The organism is Microcoleus sp. Pol7_A1 (genome assembly GCF_036701085.1).
GTDB classification, from domain to species: domain Bacteria; phylum Cyanobacteriota; class Cyanobacteriia; order Cyanobacteriales; family Microcoleaceae; genus Microcoleus; species Microcoleus asticus.
Map to the genome: position 1 here is coordinate 1 of NZ_JAUBQD010000018.1, position 19,140 is coordinate 19,140.

21 protein-coding genes are annotated in these 19,140 nt (G+C 46.3%); 16 read left to right on the forward strand and 5 right to left on the reverse strand.

Annotation, left to right across the window (positions count from 1 at the left end):
- Positions 1 to 535: 535 nt before the first annotated feature.
- Complete coding sequence (locus QUA20_RS12720; protein WP_333189184.1) at positions 536 to 1,315, forward strand: fumarylacetoacetate hydrolase family protein; 780 nt, start codon at positions 536 to 538, stop codon at positions 1,313 to 1,315.
- Between the two features lie 52 nt (positions 1,316 to 1,367).
- Here the strand turns inward: QUA20_RS12720 and QUA20_RS12725 are convergent, their stop codons facing one another.
- Together QUA20_RS12725 and QUA20_RS12730 are read right to left on the reverse strand one after the other, a co-directional pair.
- Positions 1,368 to 1,841 carry a Tic20 family protein gene (locus tag QUA20_RS12725; protein WP_333189185.1) on the reverse strand — a complete coding sequence of 158 codons (474 nt, stop codon included), beginning with the start codon at positions 1,839 to 1,841 and terminating at the stop codon, positions 1,368 to 1,370.
- A 142-nt stretch (positions 1,842 to 1,983) separates the two neighbouring features.
- On the reverse strand, positions 1,984 to 2,181 hold the full coding sequence (locus QUA20_RS12730) for a hypothetical protein (protein ID WP_006631916.1): 198 nt from the start codon (positions 2,179 to 2,181) through the stop codon (positions 1,984 to 1,986).
- 168 nt (positions 2,182 to 2,349) lie between these two features.
- On the opposite strand from QUA20_RS12730, the gene glyA reads away from it, so the two are divergent.
- From glyA to QUA20_RS12760, 6 genes are all read left to right on the forward strand, one after another.
- Positions 2,350 to 3,633, forward strand: a complete 1,284-nt coding sequence (gene glyA / locus QUA20_RS12735; RefSeq protein WP_333189186.1) for a serine hydroxymethyltransferase — start codon at positions 2,350 to 2,352, stop codon at positions 3,631 to 3,633.
- Between the two features lie 454 nt (positions 3,634 to 4,087).
- A complete protein-coding gene (locus QUA20_RS12740) occupies positions 4,088 to 5,143 on the forward strand; it encodes an MraY family glycosyltransferase (RefSeq protein ID WP_333189187.1) in 1,056 nt (351 codons plus the stop codon).
- A gap of 126 nt (positions 5,144 to 5,269) precedes the next feature.
- Positions 5,270 to 6,526, forward strand: coding sequence for a competence/damage-inducible protein A (locus tag QUA20_RS12745; protein WP_333189188.1), 1,257 nt, complete (start codon positions 5,270 to 5,272; stop codon positions 6,524 to 6,526).
- 299 nt (positions 6,527 to 6,825) lie between these two features.
- On the forward strand, positions 6,826 to 6,963 hold the full coding sequence (locus QUA20_RS12750; RefSeq protein WP_006631912.1) for a hypothetical protein: 138 nt from the start codon (positions 6,826 to 6,828) through the stop codon (positions 6,961 to 6,963).
- A 119-nt stretch (positions 6,964 to 7,082) separates the two neighbouring features.
- On the forward strand, positions 7,083 to 7,523 hold the full coding sequence (gene aroQ, locus QUA20_RS12755) for a type II 3-dehydroquinate dehydratase (protein ID WP_333189251.1): 441 nt from the start codon (positions 7,083 to 7,085) through the stop codon (positions 7,521 to 7,523).
- Between the two features lie 190 nt (positions 7,524 to 7,713).
- The gene (locus QUA20_RS12760) at positions 7,714 to 8,862 is read left to right on the forward strand and encodes an ADP-ribosylglycohydrolase family protein (protein WP_333189189.1); all 1,149 of its coding nucleotides are present in this window, start codon (positions 7,714 to 7,716) and stop codon (positions 8,860 to 8,862) included.
- Between the two features lie 102 nt (positions 8,863 to 8,964).
- Here QUA20_RS12760 and QUA20_RS12765 read toward each other — a convergent pair whose 3' ends face one another.
- Positions 8,965 to 9,222, reverse strand: coding sequence for a hypothetical protein (locus tag QUA20_RS12765; RefSeq protein WP_333189190.1), 258 nt, complete (start codon positions 9,220 to 9,222; stop codon positions 8,965 to 8,967).
- 84 nt (positions 9,223 to 9,306) lie between these two features.
- On the opposite strand from QUA20_RS12765, the gene QUA20_RS12770 reads away from it, so the two are divergent.
- Positions 9,307 to 11,862, forward strand: coding sequence for an HDIG domain-containing metalloprotein (locus tag QUA20_RS12770; RefSeq protein ID WP_333189191.1), 2,556 nt, complete (start codon positions 9,307 to 9,309; stop codon positions 11,860 to 11,862).
- A gap of 54 nt (positions 11,863 to 11,916) precedes the next feature.
- Here the strand turns inward: QUA20_RS12770 and QUA20_RS12775 are convergent, their stop codons facing one another.
- Entirely contained in the window at positions 11,917 to 12,144 is a 228-nt protein-coding gene (locus tag QUA20_RS12775; protein ID WP_333189192.1) for a hypothetical protein, read from the reverse strand.
- Positions 12,145 to 12,234: 90 nt separating this feature from the next.
- The gene (locus QUA20_RS12780; protein ID WP_333189193.1) at positions 12,235 to 13,101 is read right to left on the reverse strand and encodes a carbohydrate ABC transporter permease; all 867 of its coding nucleotides are present in this window, start codon (positions 13,099 to 13,101) and stop codon (positions 12,235 to 12,237) included.
- 66 nt (positions 13,102 to 13,167) lie between these two features.
- Here QUA20_RS12780 and rpsF point away from each other — a divergent pair, with 66 nt between their 5' ends.
- The 8 genes from rpsF (at position 13,168) to argJ (ending at position 19,059) form a co-directional block, all read left to right on the forward strand.
- Complete coding sequence (rpsF, locus tag QUA20_RS12785) at positions 13,168 to 13,503, forward strand: 30S ribosomal protein S6 (protein WP_006631907.1); 336 nt, start codon at positions 13,168 to 13,170, stop codon at positions 13,501 to 13,503.
- Between the two features lie 433 nt (positions 13,504 to 13,936).
- Positions 13,937 to 15,469, forward strand: coding sequence for a right-handed parallel beta-helix repeat-containing protein (locus tag QUA20_RS12790; protein WP_333189194.1), 1,533 nt, complete (start codon positions 13,937 to 13,939; stop codon positions 15,467 to 15,469).
- Positions 15,470 to 15,761: 292 nt separating this feature from the next.
- Positions 15,762 to 16,163 carry an IS630 transposase-related protein gene (locus QUA20_RS12795; RefSeq protein ID WP_333189195.1) on the forward strand — a complete coding sequence of 134 codons (402 nt, stop codon included), beginning with the start codon at positions 15,762 to 15,764 and terminating at the stop codon, positions 16,161 to 16,163.
- A gap of 270 nt (positions 16,164 to 16,433) precedes the next feature.
- Positions 16,434 to 16,661 (forward strand): transposase, encoded by a 228-nt coding sequence (locus QUA20_RS12800; protein ID WP_333189196.1) that lies wholly within the window; start codon positions 16,434 to 16,436, stop codon positions 16,659 to 16,661.
- A 200-nt stretch (positions 16,662 to 16,861) separates the two neighbouring features.
- On the forward strand, positions 16,862 to 16,990 hold the full coding sequence (locus tag QUA20_RS12805) for a hypothetical protein (protein WP_333189197.1): 129 nt from the start codon (positions 16,862 to 16,864) through the stop codon (positions 16,988 to 16,990).
- 104 nt (positions 16,991 to 17,094) lie between these two features.
- Positions 17,095 to 17,289 carry a hypothetical protein gene (locus tag QUA20_RS12810; RefSeq protein WP_172188081.1) on the forward strand — a complete coding sequence of 65 codons (195 nt, stop codon included), beginning with the start codon at positions 17,095 to 17,097 and terminating at the stop codon, positions 17,287 to 17,289.
- 61 nt (positions 17,290 to 17,350) lie between these two features.
- Positions 17,351 to 17,491: a hypothetical protein gene (locus tag QUA20_RS12815; RefSeq protein WP_172188083.1), complete on the forward strand. Its 141-nt coding sequence runs from the start codon at positions 17,351 to 17,353 to the stop codon at positions 17,489 to 17,491.
- Positions 17,492 to 17,817: 326 nt separating this feature from the next.
- Positions 17,818 to 19,059, forward strand: a complete 1,242-nt coding sequence (argJ, locus tag QUA20_RS12820) for a bifunctional ornithine acetyltransferase/N-acetylglutamate synthase (protein WP_333189198.1) — start codon at positions 17,818 to 17,820, stop codon at positions 19,057 to 19,059.
- Positions 19,060 to 19,140 lie beyond the last annotated feature (81 nt).

Consider the following 19,140-nt stretch of genomic DNA (forward strand, 5'->3'; position numbering starts at 1 on the left):
AAGCTTATATTATCAAGGGACTTGCGAGTTCATTCATCTTTCTAAATGCTGTTTTCTTACTTTTTCAGCAAGCCCTATTTAACTCAAAATAAGGCAGGAATAACTCATCTTTAACGCTGTTTGAATATATCGATCACTCCCGATCGCCAGAAAGCGATCGATTATTCAGCAAGCCCTACGTACTCGGAAAATTCTGTATAAATCTGTAAGAATAACTGCTAATTTACGTGCCAAAGAACAGGTAATTTACTATTATTTCACACAAACTTGATTTTGAGCGCGTAAATATTGCGTAGACCAATCGAGGGTAATTGCTCAACTCAGTCTTTGCACTGAATTCCCGGTAGAAACCTAATTGTTATGAAACGATGACATAATATCGTACAAGCCGCATCTTAGGGAAATAGGGCAAACGATCGCTCATTACCATGATTTGCCCGTCGAAACCCTGACGATTGTTGAGAGAACATCGTACTGCAAGTCCTATTCCGCTATCCTTTTAATCTAGAATCTAAAATCTAAAATCTAAAATACTATGGCCCAGCGCTACGTTCGAGTTAAAACAACACAAGGACACATCCATTACGGTTTACTGCAACTCAGCCACAGCGTTCAAGTATTTGATGCACCACCCTGGTTAAAAGGACAACCAACCGATTTGGAACTTTCACCAGATACTTACCAAATTCTCGCCCCGTGCTCTCCCTCAAAAATTGTAGCCGTAGGCAAAAATTATGTCGATCACGCCGCCGAGATGGGAACCCCAGTACCGGAAGAACCCCTGCTGTTTTTCAAGCCTCCGAGTGCTGTAATTCCTGCAGGTGCAGCGATTCGCTATCCGCAGCAGTCGGAAAGGGTAGACTACGAGGGAGAATTGGCCCTGGTAATTGGCGAACATTGTACTAACTGCACTCCCGAACAAGCACACAGCAAAATTTGGGGATATACTATCGCCAACGACGTAACAGCCAGAGATTTGCAAAAGCGGGACAACCAGTGGGCCAGGGCCAAAGGGTTCGATACTTTTTGTCCCTTGGGGCCTTGGATTGTCCGCGAACTGAGTCCTGCTGCACAATTGCAGACTTTTGTCAATGAGAGCGAGCGACCGGTACAGTCATCCCAGATCGATCGCATGGTATTTTCCCCAGACTTTCTCGTCTCCTACATCAGTCAAATAATGACTCTAATTCCCGGCGATGTGATACTGACTGGAACGCCGCAAGGAGTAGGGCCGCTACAAATAGGCGATCGAGTCCGCATCGAAATTGAAGGCATCGGCAGTCTTGAAAATACAGTAGTTATTAGTAATGGGTAATTGGTAATTATCACCAACAACTGTCAAGTGCCAACAGCCAACTGCCAATTGACTAACGTACCTGCATATAAACAGCATCCGAAAGCGGAGGAATCTCTGCATAGCGTCCCAAAAGCGACTGCACGACTGCATAGACAAATGCAGCAAAAGCGCCCAAAAACACCATGTTATACAGAGTTTCCGCAATAAATGCGACTTGGAGGCCTTTAGAAAAAATCGGTAAAACCAGACCGCACAGCATCAAAACAATGTCTAAAAGAATCGCCTGCATCGCATTAAAACGAATGAAGTGACTGATGTTTTCGTTTCTAACTACTCCTAAATACAGAGCAAAGAAGATAATCAAGCTAGCAAAGGGCAAACTATAAATTTGCATCAAAGGAGCTAGCGGTATCAACAACAGTTGCAGGACAGGAAACTGTGTAAACAGAAACCTGCCAAAGGCAAGCCCGTCAATCAACGGGAGCAAATAAGGCAAAGAAGCAAAAATCCGGTCTGGAACAGTTGTAGATCCGCGCCAAGTCATAATGAACTCTCCTGAGTTTATCGATTAACTATGAATTCCATTAAACTCAGGATAACGCAGCAGCAGGGTTTGTGTTCCGACTCTGCCGGAACTTGCTTTTCACTCAGCAGGGAGCAGCCTCAACTACCAACGGCAGGCTTTCTTATTTAATATTGGCAATGACGAAGCCCATTTGACACTCGTACCGATCGGGCAAATTTTCCGTAGGTTTAGCAACTGGATGGCCGCAGCGAAGCTCTCCACCGCTCCAGCGCGGTTGCCCAGTGCGATCGGCCAGCAAACAACTTTGGCAAACACACTGAGGGGCAAGCATCTGATTTTCCATTAAAATGACTAACATTTGATACCTCCGGCAGGTTTCACACCAGTAATTTCATTGTATGTCAGGAGTTGGGGACAAACGGCTTAACCTGAACACAACGTAATATTTATATCAATGGGGCGAAATCCGTAGTACGGTATAAGATCCCCAATTCCCAATCCCAAATTTGTCAAGAGGTTGATTATTGTGACGGACACTAACTTAGAATTCCTTTCCAAAACCGATCCGCTCATTGCCGATTTAATCGGGCAAGAGCTCCAGCGGCAGCGAGACCACCTAGAACTCATCGCCAGCGAAAACTTTACCTCCGCAGCGGTAATGGCAGCTCAAGGCTCAGTGCTGACCAATAAATACGCCGAAGGACTGCCAGCGAAACGCTACTACGGCGGCTGCGAATTTATTGACGGCATCGAGCAAATCGCGATCGACCGCGCCAAACAGCTATTTGGAGCCGCTCACGCCAACGTCCAACCCCACTCCGGCGCTCAAGCCAACTTTGCAGTGTTTTTGAGCCTACTGGAACCCGGAGACGGAATTATGGGCATGGATTTGTCCCACGGCGGACACTTGACCCACGGTTCGCCGGTCAACGTATCCGGCAAATGGTTCAAAGCTTTTCACTACGGCGTCAGCCAAGAAACAGAACAGCTCGACTACGACGAAATTTTGGCACTGGCAAAAGAAAACCGACCGAAATTGCTAATTTGCGGCTATTCAGCATATTCGCGAATTATCGACTTTGAGAAGTTTAGAGCGATCGCCGACGAAATCGGAGCCTACCTGCTCGCCGACATCGCCCACATCGCCGGATTAGTCGCCACAGGACACCACCCCAACCCCCTCCCCCACTGTCACGCAGTCACCACCACCACTCACAAAACCCTGCGAGGCCCCCGTGGTGGCTTGATTATGACTAATGACCCAGAACTCGGCAAAAAGTTCGACAAAGCAGTTTTCCCAGGCACTCAAGGTGGCCCCTTAGAACACGTGATTGCGGGCAAAGCAGTAGCTTTCGGCGAAGCATTAAAGCCTGAATTTAAAACTTATTCTGGTCAAGTAATTGAAAATGCACGCGCATTAGCTGCACAGTTGCAGCAGCGGGGTTTAAAACTCGTTTCCGGCGGCACGGACAATCACTTAATGCTAGTTGATTTGCAATCGGTAAATATGACAGGCAAGCGAGCGGACCAATTAGTCAGCAGTGTGAATATTACTGCTAATAAAAATACCGTGCCGTTCGATCCGGCATCGCCCTTTGTCACCAGCGGTTTGAGACTCGGTTCGCCGGCGATGACCACCAGGGGAATGGGAACAGCAGAATTTACCGAGATTGGCAATATTATCGCCGATCGACTGCTAAATCCAGATGATGAAAGCGTCGCCGCCGACTGCCTGCGACGAGTAGCAGCACTGTGCGATCGCTTCCCGTTATATCCGCACTTGTACTTGAAAGTGCCGGCATTAGCTTAATTTTCCTGATCGGCAATGGGGAATTGGTAGTTGGAAGTGTACGGGTAAAAGGGTAAAAGAGCAGGAAAAGATTGAGAGTTGCCGGTAGCGATATTGACAAGAGGTTTTCACCAAAAATATCGATCGCCAAGACGGTTTTTAGTAAAGATATTTGTCGGGCGGGGCTGTTTTGAATAACGGTATTTGTAGGTTGCGAAAGATACCGCTCAACTGGGCCCGCTCGCCAAATATCGACTTTTTTGCTAGCGAAAGAGTCGATATTTCAAATCGTTAATTCGAGAGTTATGAATGAAAAACCTGACAATTCGCCCCAGGGCAACTGCCATTGCGGCAAATCTCCGACTCCCAAACCCCCAGTCGCTCTTCAAGATGTTTCCTTGTTATAAGCCATCTGAAATGTAGTAGACTCTGCCTGACAGACTAATTGCCCCGCACTATTTAATATTGATTTCAGATGCCGTACCAGTATCTGTACCACGTAGTAGCTTTTCTGATTTCTGCCATCGTCGTCCTCTGGAGTACGCCAATAGTCAAAAAAATTGGTCTCAAAAGCGGGCGAGTCGATCGGCCAGGCGAGCGAAAAGTCCACAAGCGCCCGATGGTGCGCTTGGGAGGAGTTTCCATCTTTCTCGGCACTATCACTGCCCTCTTATTTGTCTGGCTCTCAGGAGGCTTCATCGATGCTAACGGACAAGTTCTCAATCCCAAAGACGAATACGAAATTTGGGGAGTCACCCTCGGCGGCATCGGATTCTTCCTCATCGGTTTAGCAGACGACCTATTTTCACTCTCGGCCTTAAAACGCTTGCTCATGCAAATTGGCGTATCCAGCATCGTTTGGATGGCAGGCGTACAGATTGAGTTTCTGACAGTTCCCTCCTTGGGACTGACTAATATTGGCTGGCTGAGCTTGCCAATTACCGTGATTTGGCTCGTCGGCATGGCCAACGCCATCAACTGGATTGACGGTTTGGACGGTTTAGCTGCCGGAGTTTCAGGGATTGCAGCAGTTGTGATGCTGATTGTCAGTCTGGCGATGCACCAACCGGCGGCGGCCCTGATTGCAGCGGCTTTAGCTGGCGGGGCCTTGGGATTTCTGCGCTACAACTTCAATCCGGCTCAAATCTTTATGGGAGATGGCGGGGCTTATTTTATCGGGTTTACTCTCGCTGGAGTGGGAGTAATTGGGTTAGTTAAAACTACGGCTGTTACTTCTGTGTTGCTGCCATATTTAATTTTAGCTGTACCGATTTTAGATATGTCGGCGGTGATTCTCGATCGACTTCGCAACGGCAAGTCACCGTTTATTGCTGACAAGCGCCACCTCCACCACCGACTTCTACAAGCCGGACTATCCCATCGATTTGCGGTTTTATTTATTTACTCGCTGACACTGTGGGTGGGAAGTTTAGCCCTAGCTTTTTCGCTTCCGAGCGGCGTAATTTACGCTATGGGTGCAACAAGTTTGCTGGGATACGCTAGCTGGAAAGTTTGGAGACACGCTAGGTGAAGGAAGAAGGAAGAAGGAAGAAGGAAGAAAAATAATTTCTAATGCTCCATGCCCAATCCCCAATTCCCCAATCCCCCAATTCCCCAATCCCAAATCTAAAATCTAAAATCTAAAATCTAAAATTGCATGGTTGCTGAAATTATTTGTGTTGGCACTGAATTGCTGTTAGGCGATATTCTTAATAGCAATGCCCAGTTTTTAGCCAAAGAATTAGCGAGTCTGGGAATCCCTCACTACTATCAAACAGTGGTGGGGGACAATCCAGAACGTATCAAACAAGTGTTAGAAATCGCCGTCAGCCGATCGCAGATTTTGCTCTTCACCGGAGGTCTCGGCCCCACACCAGACGACCTGACAGTCGAAACGATCGCCGATTTTTTTGGGGTTCCCTTAATAGAAAAGCCGGAAATTATCGCAGATATCGAATACAAATTTGCCCAGCGGGGACGCACCATGAGTCCCAGCAACCGCAAACAAGCTTTAATTCCAGAAACTGCCGACATTCTGCCAAACCGCAGCGGTTCTGCACCGGGCATTATTTGGCAACCGGTTTCTAACGTGACAGTAATGACATTTCCCGGCGTACCGGCGGAATTGCACTTGATGTGGCGAGAAACCGCCGTTCCTTACCTGAAAAATGGCGGCTGGTGCAGCGAAACTATTTACAGCCGCACATTGAAATTTTGGGGCATTGCTGAGTCGGCATTGGCGGAAAAAGTAGATAGTTTTCTGAATTTAACTAATCCTACTGTGGCTCCCTACGCCAATCACGGCGAAGTCAAACTGCGGATTTCAGCCCGCGCAGAGTCGGAAGTGGCGGCGAAAAACTTGATTGAGCCGATCGAACAAAAATTGCGGCAAATTGCCGGCTTAGACTGTTACGGTGCTGATAGCGATACTCTCGCTTCGACTGTCGGTCAATTGTTGCTAGATGCGGGGCAAACTCTCAGCGTGGCTGAATCCTGCACCGGAGGAGGATTGGGGGCGATGCTGACTGGTGTTGCCGGCAGTTCTTGCTACTTTTTAGGCGGGATTATTTCTTACGACAATCGGGTCAAGGAAGGATTATTAGGTGTGAATCCGCAAGATTTAGCCGAGTTTGGGGCAGTCAGCCACCAAGTGGCCAAACAAATGGCTGCGGGGGTGCGCGCCAGCCTCAATACAAATTGGGGATTGAGCATTACAGGCATCGCCGGGCCCGGAGGCGGCACAGACGTTAAACCTGTCGGATTGGTGTATGTCGGTTTAGCGGGCCCCCACGGCGACGCAGAAAGTTTTGAATACCGCTTTGGCGATGCCCGAGGGCGCGATTGGATTCGGAATTTGAGTAGCTGTACCGCGCTCGATCTGCTCCGGCGTAAATTATTGTTTGCAAAAGCGTAAAAAATATCCAGCGTTTTGTCAATTGTCAACAGTCAGCCGTAAGCTTAAGCTTTATTTAACACTCTGTACTCCGAGATAGTTCGCTAATCTTCCGCTGGCCTATTGATTATCTGTAAAGATTCGTTATGATAATAAGATAGGACTGATTGGCCAATATACTGACTCTCTCCATTGCTCAAAATAACCAGCAAGCGAGAAAGCAAGTTTGACCTTTGGTTTCAAAGTCGTGCTTGCTTATTTTCAGATATTTAGCCGTCGGTTTAGCAATCTAGACTATAAAAAAAGGAGCTATCCGTTCAATGGAAGACATTGAAAAGGTGCTGGAACAAATTAAAGAATGGGTTCGCAAGCTGATAGAAGGACTGCTGAGTCCCGAACCTGAACCGGAACTCGAACCGATTCGTATTCCTGTCAACCAACCGAGGAATCGCCGGTAGTCGGGAGTGGGTTTGAAGTTTGAGGTTTCAGGTTTGAGGTTTGAGCTTTGAAGTTACAGACTGGTTGTAAATCCAAAGTCAAAACTCTCATAATTTTTGTTGCGCTGGAAATTTTAAAATTGTTAAATATCCTGGTACTTCACGGCCCTAATCTGAATCTATTGGGTCAGCGAGAACCTGGAGTTTATGGTTCTGCGACTTTAAATGATATCAACAAGTTGCTAGAACGAGAAGCGCAAGCCCTCCAGGTGAAAGTCTCTATTCAGCAGTCGAATCATGAAGGGTTCTTGGTGGATGCAATTCACTCGATGTTAGGGCAGCACCAAGGCTTATTGATTAATGCTGGAGCTTATACTCATACGAGTGTGGCAATTAGAGACGCGATCGCGGCGGTGAATATCCCTGCGGTAGAAGTTCATCTGAGCAATATTTACCGGCGGGAAGCTTTTCGCCATCACTCGTTTATCGCAGCGGTGGCGATCGGGCAAATCAGCGGTTTTGGCTCAGAAAGTTACCGGCTGGGGCTGCAAGCTCTAGTTAGTTACCTGATGGAAAATTAAAAATTAACTGATTGTTCAGAGGAGGGCAGGTTTTATATGGAAAACCAGCCCTTATATGTTTGGTTGTAATTCAAATTAATCAGAAGAGTTAGGCAAAAAGGGAAACCAGGAAGAATTATAAATTGCCAATTATAAATTACAAATTACCAATTACCAATTACCAATTACTAGGAACTTGAGTTAAATTAAAATGCGGCATTCCCTGTTGAGCAAGTTTCAAGGAACAATCCTGGGGGCAGTTTTAGGAGACTCTATAGGTCTGCAATACCAAAGGCAACTCGTGGGTATTCCCCCCCAAACAGGAGACTTGCCGCCGATTTTACAACTGACGAAACACCAAAAATTGACACTGAGCGGGCCAACATTGGCGTTGAATTCTCCCAATAGCAAAATCCCAACTGGCAAACAATCATCCGAATGCGGGAGACTTGCGGTGGCGTGCGCTCAAAGTTTAATTCGGGGTAGGGGTTTAGATTTAAAAGATTGGCGCGATACTTGGCAAGCATTTGCCGATTCCGAGATCCATCATCAGCGAAGCAGTGAGTTTCAAAGCCTGCTCAACCCTTCTGAAGCGGCCGTTGCTGCGCTGCCTGCTGCGATGTTTTTTCACGAAAATAAAGCCAAGCTGCGAGAAAAAATCATGCTGGCGATAGAGGTTTGGCCCAACGCCAACAAGCCAGAATGGGATACAGCAATTTTAGCAGTAGGATATGCGATCGCCAGAACTCTCAAAGATAGACTTGACCCCGCGACAGCAATCGAGCAAACAATTGCCTACGTGAAAACAGATAATGCCTTAACAGAGCTGCTGCTGCAAGTGCAAATACTACTAAAACAGGGAGCCGATTTAGAAACAGCGGCAACTCATCTTTGCAAAAGCGCCACAGCTTTGAGAGAAACACAGGGCAAAGGCGAGAAAAAACTACAAACGGAGTCAATTGTCAACCCAGAAAATTTTATTCCCATTGCCTTAGCTTTCTACTGCTTCTTGAACACCCCAGAAGACTTGCGCTTGTCAGTGGTGCGGGCTGCCCGCTGTGGCATAGCCACACAACTCACCTGCGCTTTGACGGGAGCTTTGTCTGGAGCTTACAACGGTGCTGCTGCGATTCCTGTAGAATGGCGACAGGTATCTTCGGTTACGGTTGAACCGCAGGCTTTGGCCTGTGGCGAAGAACCCTCGCTCTGGGGAACGGGCAGCGATGCAAAAATTGTAGAGTTAGCAAATAACCTGTTTGCTGTTTGGGCAGGAGTTTACAGGCCCGATGCCGGCATGGATTCCGCAGCGCTAGCCCGAGCGGTGGCTGCACCTTATGTGATTAGACCTCGTAAAGTATAAATTTTTGAGCTTTTAACAGGGAGGGGAAAGTATTAATTAGCAATGAGAAATTAGCAATTAGCAATTAACAAGTCAAAAACGCAAGCCGAAGGAGAGCGACAATTAAAGATTAAAAAGTAAAAAATTAAATCGGACGCGCTTGCCCCAAAACACCGGGTTTCTACGAGAATATGGGGTTGGGAAACGAATAATCAACGGAGAAACAGGGTTTTTAGCCCTCGCGCGCGAGTTTTGTTCAAGATGGACAAGGGAAGCAAAGAAGCTGCTTGTGTTGTTGGCCAAAGTTAGGAAAACAGTCAGAAAACCCAACGGCAGCCGATAGTCAGGCAAAGTAGCCTGGGCGGTTGAATATTCAGCCACGGTAGTTCGGATAAACTCAATCAAGATGCACCGTCAGAATTTCTGACAAAGCTGCTGGATAACAGTGATATATCTTCGACACAAATGAATACGCTCTCCTCATTGATGCGGCAGATTGAGCAGCTAGGGGCTGCGCGCTCACTGCGCCAACATATTGCTAAAGTGCAAAATGGCGGCAGCAAAGCAGATACCTCACGCGCTAGCGGGCCTCTCCTGAGCCGCTTGTCGCGCCAGAAATTGGTTCTGCCCGAGACTTTTACGAGTTTATTTACAAGTAAAACCTCAAAATCAAGCCTCAAAAATCAAGCTCGTTCCCCTATGTTGGCGCTCGTAGCGGTAGTTTCCCTAAGCAGCACTCTGGGCCACCGCTTCTACAACCAGCCGAAACTGGATGTGGGGACGAAAGCTCCTCAGACGATTAAGGCTCCTGCTAGTGCTAGCATCCCCGATTACAAAACTACTGAAGAACAGCGGAAAGCAGCGCGGATCGGGGCTGTAGCGATATTAATGCTCGATCCTGCGGTCGATCGACAAATTTATCAAGAATTGCAACAACTTTTGCAGCAGGGGAGCGAGCTGCGGGGGGCGGTAGGCCCGTTTCCGTTTGTGAGTCCCTCGGCGCTCTCAAATGCGGCTCAGGTTTACTTGCGGGGCTGTCCCGAGTGGGAGTGGCGATCTATTTTGGCGCAAGCGGGGGACAACAGTGCAACTTCCGAGCGGTTGAGTTTGGATTCCCCCGCAATGGCTGGGCAGACGCAGAACAAGTCTCAGCAAGATGCTGTCGCTCAACTGCAAGCTTACAGCCGATCGGTGCGGGCAGCAGACTTTCAAAGCCTGACAGAGAGTATTTCCTCTGCTCGCCGACGCTATCTCAATGCTGTGGAGGCGCTTGGAAAGCCGTCGGTTTTAGGACTCCCACAGATTTACGATACTTCGCTGTTTGATTTGTCCGAAGCAGCTTGGCAGAAAACCCAAACGGGTATGAGTCGCGCGGCAAAAAGGATGTTGGCTCAAGGTATCTTGCAGGGGTTGCCAAAAGAAATTTTGAAAGAAGCTGTGAAGCTGCAAGTGGCAGATGAAGTGCCGTTAGAGTCCCAAGCTTTGGCGATTGAGGGTTTAACAGCGATTTTGCAGCCAAATCTGGTGAGAGATCCCGAGGAAACCAAACAGCTAGCTGAATTAGCGGCGCAAAAGGTCAAACCGGTGATGATCGCAGTAGAGCAGGGCGAGATAATTGTTGCAGAAGGAACAGAAATCGCGCAGCAAGATTTCGTGTTGCTGGACTATTTTGGTTTGAGCCGGCGGGGGGTGAATTGGCTGGGGCTGACGGGTTTTGTTTGTTTAGTCGGAGGGGCAATTGCGATCGTACTGCTCGTGGAAAGGCACTACCGCTTGCGCCGCAGAGATCATTTGCTATTGCTGCTGCTGACTTTGAGCGCGCCGGTGCTGGTGAGTTTGGGGCTACCTTGGACGAGTTTGCCGGCGATCGGGATTTTAGCGGGCGGCTTCTACGGTTCGGCGGTGGGAGTGACTGTGGTGGGGCTGCTGTCGGCGCTGCTGCCCGTGGGCTTAAATGTGGAGTTAATTCATTTGGTGGCTAGCGGGGCGGGGGGATTGCTGGGCGCTTTTATGGCGGGGCGACTGCGATCGCGCGAGGAATTGGCTCTTCTGGGAGTGGCTGTCGGTTTGACTCAGGGCACGGTTTATCTGGTGGGGACTTTGATTGCCAGCGCGGCTGCCGGTGCGATTTGGTACGTCGTGCTCGGTACGGTGGGCGCGCAAAGTTTGGCCGGTTTGGCTTGGAGCGTTGTGGCGATCGGCATCAGCCCTTATTTGGAACACGTTTTTGACTTGATTACGCCGATCCGGCTTGCGGAACTTGCCAATCCCAACCGCCCGCTGTTGAAGAAGTTGGCTGCCGAGGCTCCGGGGACTTTTCAGCACACGCTGTTTGTGGCGAGTTTGGCGGAGGCTGCGGCCCGGGAGCTCGGCTGCAATGTAGAGCTGGTCAGAACTGGCACATTATACCACGATATTGGAAAAATGCACGACCCGCTCGGGTTTTGTGAAAATCAAATGGGCGGGGCCAACAAACACGATCAAATTAATGACCCTTGGGCGAGCGCGGAGATTATTAAAAAGCACGTTACCGAGGGCTTGGTGATGGCGCGGAAGCATCGATTGCCGAAGGCGATTCAGGCGTTTATTCCCGAACACCAAGGTACAATGTTAATTGCTTATTTCTACCACCAAGCGCAGCAAATTGCTGCAAAAGAATCAGAAGATTTAAAGACGGCTTTGGCAGATCCGGATAATTCAAAGTTAACAATCGAAAGTCGGGAAGTGAGGGAGGAGGATTTTCGCTACGATGGGCCGATTCCGCAGTCGCGGGAAACGGGGATTCTGATGCTGGCGGATTCTTGCGAGGCTGCTTTGCGATCGCTCAAGGATGCTACTCATGAAGAGGCTTTGAATATGGTTAATCGGATTTTGAGGGCTCGCTGGCAGGATAATCAGTTGCTCGATTCGGGTTTGACTCGGGAGGATATGTCTCTAATTGCGGAGATTTTCGTGCGGGTTTGGGAACAGTTTAATCACAAGCGGATTGCTTATCCTAGTGCAGTTTTCACTCCCAGGTAGGAGGAAATTTTGAGTTATGAAAAATAGGAGGGCATTTCAGTTGTGGATTAGATTTTATTGCGATGTATCCCGCAAAGCGCCATGCACTTGAGTATGGTCGCTGAAAATTACCACAGTTTGTTTGATTCCTGGGAATTCTGAATAGTCGATATCTATTTGGTCTGCTAGATGCGATCGCAATTTTTGCCAGTCTTGGGCATCGATCGCATTTGCAAAAACGCTGATAGTATCTACAGCCCCAGCACGGTCAACAATCCAGCGGATTTCTGACCGTTCATACATAACCAATAAATTTGGTGAGTTGTGAGTTCAAAATATTTGAATTTTTAACCGCAGATGAACGCAGATAAATGCCGATTGTTTATCTTGATTCTATCCCTTGACTCCTGTGGCGGTTTCTGTCGGCACAATGTATTTTTGCAAAAGCAAAAATAGTCCTAAAACTGGAACAATAGAAATAATGGAACCCGCCGCAACTAAACGCCAATCCAAAGAAAATGTCCCGGCTAAATTGGCTACGCCTAAAGGTAACGTGTAATATTCTGGCCTGTCTAAAACTAGCAGCGGCCACAGAAAGTCGCTCCAAGAACCGATAAATACAAAAATTCCTAAAGTAACTAAAGCTGGCTTAATTGCCGGAATCATGACGTGCCACCAAATGCCTAATTCTGTACAGCCGTCGATGCGGGCGGCTTCTTCTAGTTCTTTGGGAACTGCTAGGAATGCTTGTCGTAATAAAAAGATGCCGAAGGCTGAGGCTAGTCCGGGAAAGATTACGCCTAAATAACTATTTTTTAGTCCGAGTTGTACTGTCAATATGTATAGGGGAATCATGACTATTTGGAAGGGAATCATGATTGTGGAAACGATCGTGATTAAGATGGCTTCGCGGCCTCGAAAGTTGAGTCTGGCTAAGGGGTAAGCGGCGAGGGCGCAAAAGAGGACGTTGATGCTAACTGTGAGGCCGGCAATCAGGGTGCTGTTGAACAGGTAGCGGCCGAAGGGGTTGGTTTGCCAAACTTTGATGAAGTTTTCGAGGGTTGGCTGCTGCGGCCACAGTTGCGGGGGAAATTGAAAAATGTTTTCGGTGGGGGATTTGAGAGAGGTACTCAGAAGCCACAGCAGGGGAAACAGCATTAAAAGTGCGATCGCGCTCATGATGCTGTACGTCCACAGGGTGCTCCACCGCGAGGGAGTGTTGTTTGGGGAATTTGGTTTTTTGGTTTTGAGATTGTTCATTGTTGGGATATGATTATAAGTCCTTGCTTCGTGAGAAGCCTTGTTGTCCATAAGGGGATTATTGCCATGAAACCGTTTATTTACGAAACTATGTACATTCTGCGCCCAGATTTGGGTGAGGAAATGACAGACCAGGCGATCGCTAAATATCAAACTATTTTGCGCGATCAAGGTGCTGAAAGCATCGAAACTCAGCACCGCGGCAAGCGCCGTTTGGCTTACGAAATCGGCAAGCACCGGGACGGAGTATACGTTCAAATGAACTATACAGCTCCGGGCGCTGCAATTTTTACCCTGGAGCGCGCGATGCGTCTGAGCGAAGAAGTGATTCGCTATTTGACAATCAAGCAAGATGTGCCAGATGCACCGGAAGCGGAAGCGGAAGCTGAAGTCGCCGAGTAGCATTCGTGTCAACTTAACGTCTGATGTAGCACCCGTCTACTGTTTGACGATTAGGGCCGCTTATTCCCCGGCACGCCTTTCTTAAGGGCTACCCTGTACACACAACTTGAAAAACTAACGTCAGAGCTTTTCGCTCCCCCTGGCATCCTTCTGAAAAAGAGGCTAGGGGGATCTTTGCAATTGTGGGTACAGCATAGTTTCTTTAGGGCGGGACTTGATGTTAATTGAAATTATAAGTAGGTAAGCGGGATTAAACCGATCTATGGAACAATATGTAAGCAGGGCTAACTTAGCCACGCTTAGGGCTAAGAATACTTTACAATCCTTAACATAATTGTGTTTTACAGCGCCTACCTACTTACTAGATTTACAAAATTACGAAAGTGCTTTAATGTTTAAACAGTGAGGATTAAATGCTACCTAAAAAAACTTCATGATGAGAAAAACCGTTCATAGGTTCATCACGTTAGTATTAGCAGGATTTCTATTGGCGATTAGTGGCGAGTGCTGGACATCGCCAAGTTTATCACAAATCCATCCTCATGGTTTTTATGTTGCACCAAATGGCAGTGATACAAATAACGGTTCACTTGAGCATCCTTGGTCAACAATTAATCACGCAGCGTTGGTATTAAAAGCGGGTGAAACAGTTTATATTCGGGCTGGAACTTATCGCCTCACCGAACAAATTCAAGCTAAAAATTCAGGGAGAGAAAAGGCTGGGATTACTTATCGAGCCTATCCTGAAGAACGAGTTATTATTGATGCGGATGCAGTTAAAGTAGAGCCTCCATCTGGTAAGAAATCCCATTATCCTCACGATCAAGGTGCATTTTTGTTACAAAATGTTAGTTATATTCAAGTAGAAGATTTAGAAGTTATTAATTCTCATAATTCTGGGATTACAGTTAGAAATAGCCATTTTATTAACCTTTATAATAATAAAACAGAAAATACGTTTTCCCCAGGTATTGGTGTTTGGGGGGGCGATCACTATAAAGTAATGGGAAATACGGTTATTAATGCAAACGACCTGAAGATGGCTGACTTTTTAAATGATTTTTCAGAAGCTCCCCATGAAGCAATTTCAATCGGTGGGGTTGAAATTTTTGAAGTTGCTTATAACTTAGTTAAGGATGGGAAAAAAGAAGGGATTGATGTTAAAGAAAAGAGTAAATATGGAACCGTCCATCATAACTATATTCACCACATGGCACGACAAGGATTATATGTGGATAGTTGGGTGGGAGTCTTAGAAGATGTTGAGGTCTTTAATAATGTTGTTCATGATTGTAATGGGGCAGGATTTGCTTTAGCAGTAGAAGGAGGTTCAGAAGCAAAAAATATTCGATTTCATCATAACTTAATTTATGATAACTGGGGAACCGGAATTCTCTTTGCCCGATGGGGAAATGATGGGTTACGGCATAATATTAAAATTTATAATAATACGGTTCATCATAATGGTTATGGTAAACCGAACCCAGGAGAAAGCTTTTTTTGGATTACTGGAGGGTTATATTTATTTTCTAATAATCTTCAAAATGTTGAAATCAAGAATAATATTTTTAGCAATAATAGAGGATTTCAAATCGGTTATAGCGATCGCTATTTGGCGGCTAACTCTGACATCGAAAAGATTTTGCGTCAAAAAGATATTGAGATTAGCCAGAACTTAATCTTTGGAGAAAATAACACCACCAGTCCGATTTATGCTGGATGGCTTCCTGATAACTATGCGAATATCTATGGAACGAATGGAACTGCTGCCGTCAGAGAAGAACCTCAATTTGTTAATCCTCAAGAAGGGAATTTTTACTTAAAATCTCCGGTCAGTAACCCAACCCCATTAACTGCTAATTCTAAAACATCTCAGATGAGAGTTGGAGCTTTTCCCAATGGAGAAAAACCCCATTTTTGGTGGCAGGGTAAGTTCCCACCTCAATTTCCTGATTTACCCCAATAAACCCTTCATTAAAATAAGTTGTGTCTGTAATAATTAATTGTTAATAGTTGTATTAAGTACCTAAACAAAATTAATTACACAACTCAATAATAATGATTTAAGTAGGTAAGCGCGATTAAACCGAGCTATGTAACAATATGTAAACAGGGCTAAGTTAGCCACGCTTAGGGAATGTGGATACTTTACAATCCTTAACATAATTGTGTTTGACAGCGCCTACCTACTTAGCTACTTATTACAGCAGAATCCATGTATATGTGGTACACTAGATTCAGTACACAAGCCCAAAAAAATGAAAGCTTATTCGATCGAGTTTCGTAAAAAAATAGTTAAAGCCTATGAGCAAGGTGATACATCAGTCAGGAAAGTAGCCCAACGTTTTGATGTGAGTAAAGCGTTTGTTCAAAAAATCTTAAAACAAAAACAAACGACTGGTCACGTTCAACCAAAAAAACAGGGTGGAAGCCTTAAAAGTGTGTTGCACTCGTCCACAGCTAAATTGACCCAGATGGTAGAAAAATATCCTGATAGTACCTTATTAGAATATTGTGAATATTGGCTAGATAGCTACCAACAATCTGTCAGTCCTAGTATGATGTGTCGCGAATTAATCAAACAAAATCTGACGCGAAAAAAAAGACAATACGGAGTAGTCAATCTGCCACCGACAAGCCGTGCAACTTTTGAGGTGTGAATATTGGGACAAAGTGAAAAATATCGACCCTGACAACCTCGTTTTTTTGGATGAAATGGGCGTTCTCTTGGGGTTGACACGAACCCATGCACGTTCAAAGTGTGGTAGTAGAGTCTATGATTTAAAACCATTTTATCGGGGTGCTCTCATTCACTGTTATTGGAGCAATCAGCTTAAAAAAAGTAGTAGGATTAATGACGCTCAACGGGTCGATGGATAGTCAGGCTTTTGCAGTTTTTGTAGAACACTGTTTAGTGCCAAACTTATGGGATGGTGCCGTCGAAGTTAATTGATAATCTACCAGCTCATAAGTTGGCGGTGATTGAACCATTGATTCAAGCGACTGGTGCCAGTGTTCTGAATTTATCACCTTATTCTCCTGACTTTAATCCTATAGAATTATGGTGGTCACAACTGAAAGCTTTTTTACGTAAATTTTCGCCTACTACTACCAAGATGGTTGATGTTTTACTAGCTACGGCACGCTTATTTGGTTAATCCACAGCACTTTAAAAACTGGTTTACAAGCTGCTGCTACTGTACTTCATAAACCTGGAATCCGCTGTAAATTTACTGTTAACTAAGGCAAATTCGACTCCCTTGAGAGACAACATTCTGCATCCATAACTCTGAACCAAACTATAAAGTTATTTTTGCCCTTGGCAATTACGTAGTCGCTAAAATGTGGCTCTTAGAAGATGAATATTGTCAAATTTTGCCAACGGCTGCTGGATGTTGGGCCTGAATCCACTAGCCCAAGCCCGATCGCACTCCCTGCACCCTCGATCGACCTTCTCGCCCAATTGCCCAATTGTAAAGTTTTATGACAATTTTGATTTGGTAGCTTTAGATACAGAATTGTCTGTTATAGTGATACAAGAGAAGAAAAAAACAGCCCAGCATTAATCTAAAGAATACGGAGGAACCGCATATGTCTACCGAAAATCAAGCTCGCTCTCTGATGATGCGCCACCACCAACTGGTGAAGAACCGGCAGCAATCCATGCTCAACCGCACCGCCACCGAAGTCGGGATGGAAGATTCGCACTACTGGGGTCACATTCAAGGCAAACCGCAGCCCAGCTTTCAAGCCAGTTACGATCGCAGCAACGCCACTATGAGCTAGGGCAAGCTCAATTTCGACAATTGTCTACGAAGTTATTACCTATAATTTGGAGAAATTAGTTATGTCAACTCAAGAACAAGCCCGCACCCTGATGATGCGCCATCAACACGTCGTCAAAAACCGTCAGGAATCCATGCTGAGCCGTGTGGCTGCTGAAGTTGGTTTAGATGCTGGCTCTCCAGCGAGTATCGATCGCAAATAACTCCTTTTTTCAACGGCGAGATAGTTGAATCGAGTTTGTTGTTTGCCAGCTAAAAATTAATAATGTCAATTACAAAACCATCGCGACTTCTTCTTGAGTTCTAACTCTAGATTGGAAGCCGCGATTAGTTTTATGGGGAATTGGGAATTGGGAATTGGAATGAGAAATTGGGTTCAAAAGAATCTAAAATCTAAAATCTAAAATCTAAAATCTAAAATCGTTCGACTGAGCGCTCACGCCGAAGTCTAAAATCTAAAATCTAAAATCTAAAATCTAAAATGGTATAATCCCCTTTCAGCAGATTGAAGGCTACTAGGGAGGTCATGATGTCGGACTGGAAAGAAATTGGCGGCGGAGTTACAGCACCCAGAGGGTATCGAGCATCTGGAATTACAGCGGGTTTGAAGCCTTCAGGCTTGCCGGATTTAAGTTTAATTTTGTCAGAGGTGGACGCGATCGCCGCAGGAGTCTTTACTACATCCACTGTCCGGGCCGCTTGCGTAGACTACTGCCGCCAGCGTTTGCAAGCGAAACCAAGCGCGAAAGCAATTTTGTGCAATGCGGGACAAGCTAATGCTGCTACTGGCGAACAAGGTTTGGCTGATGCCCTCGAAAGTGCCAAATTATTGGGAGAAGCGCTGAATATTCCTCCAGAATCAATTCTTTTGGCCTCCACAGGCGTCATCGGACAGCGGATAAAAATGGACCCGCTGAGGGCGGGAATTCCGCGATTAGTTGCTGAGGCATCGGAAACTGGTTCCGATGCGGCTGCTAAGGCTATTTGTACGACTGATTTAGTGCCGAAAACGATCGCCCTGGAAACTATGTTTGGCGATCGACCCGTCCGCATCGGCGGCATTTGCAAAGGTTCGGGAATGATTCACCCGAATATGGCAACAATGCTAGCATTTGTAACTTGCGATGCAGCAGTGTCGTCGCATTTGTGGCAAGAAATGCTGAGTCGAGCGGCTAACAGAAGTTTCAATCAAATTACTGTTGACGGAGATACCAGTACCAATGATTCGCTAATTGCTTTGGCCAACGGTCAATCCCGCACACCAGCGATTACAGAAATGGGGGCGGATGCTGAAAAATTAGAGGCGATGCTGACAGAAGTTTGCGTGCATTTAGCAAAGGCGATCGCCCGCGACGGCGAAGGTGCAACTTGTTTGGTGGAAGTGCAAGTTAGCGGCGCGCTGGATGAAGTTTCTGCGAGTAAAATTGCCAAAACAATTGTCGGTTCTTCTTTGGTGAAAGCTGCTATTTTCGGACGCGATCCGAATTGGGGGAGAATTGCGGCGGCGGCTGGGCGCGCTGGTGTACCTTTCGATCAAGAAAATTTGCGGATTGAATTAGGGGATTTTTTGATGCTGGAAAACGGGCAACCGAAAGAGTTCGATCGCGCTGCTGCGAGTAATTACATGAAAGCGGCTGCGGAGGGAGAATATTTGAAAGCTGATACGGTTTTAATTCAGGTTAGTGTCGGGAATGGCAGCGGTTTTGCGAAAGCTTGGGGATGCGATTTGAGTTACGACTATGTGAAGATTAATGCGGAGTATACAACTTAAATAAGTTCGGGCGGTTAGAAACCGCGCTTACACAAACAAAACCCGACGATAGCGGGTTGAGTAAATTTAGAACGCGGGTTG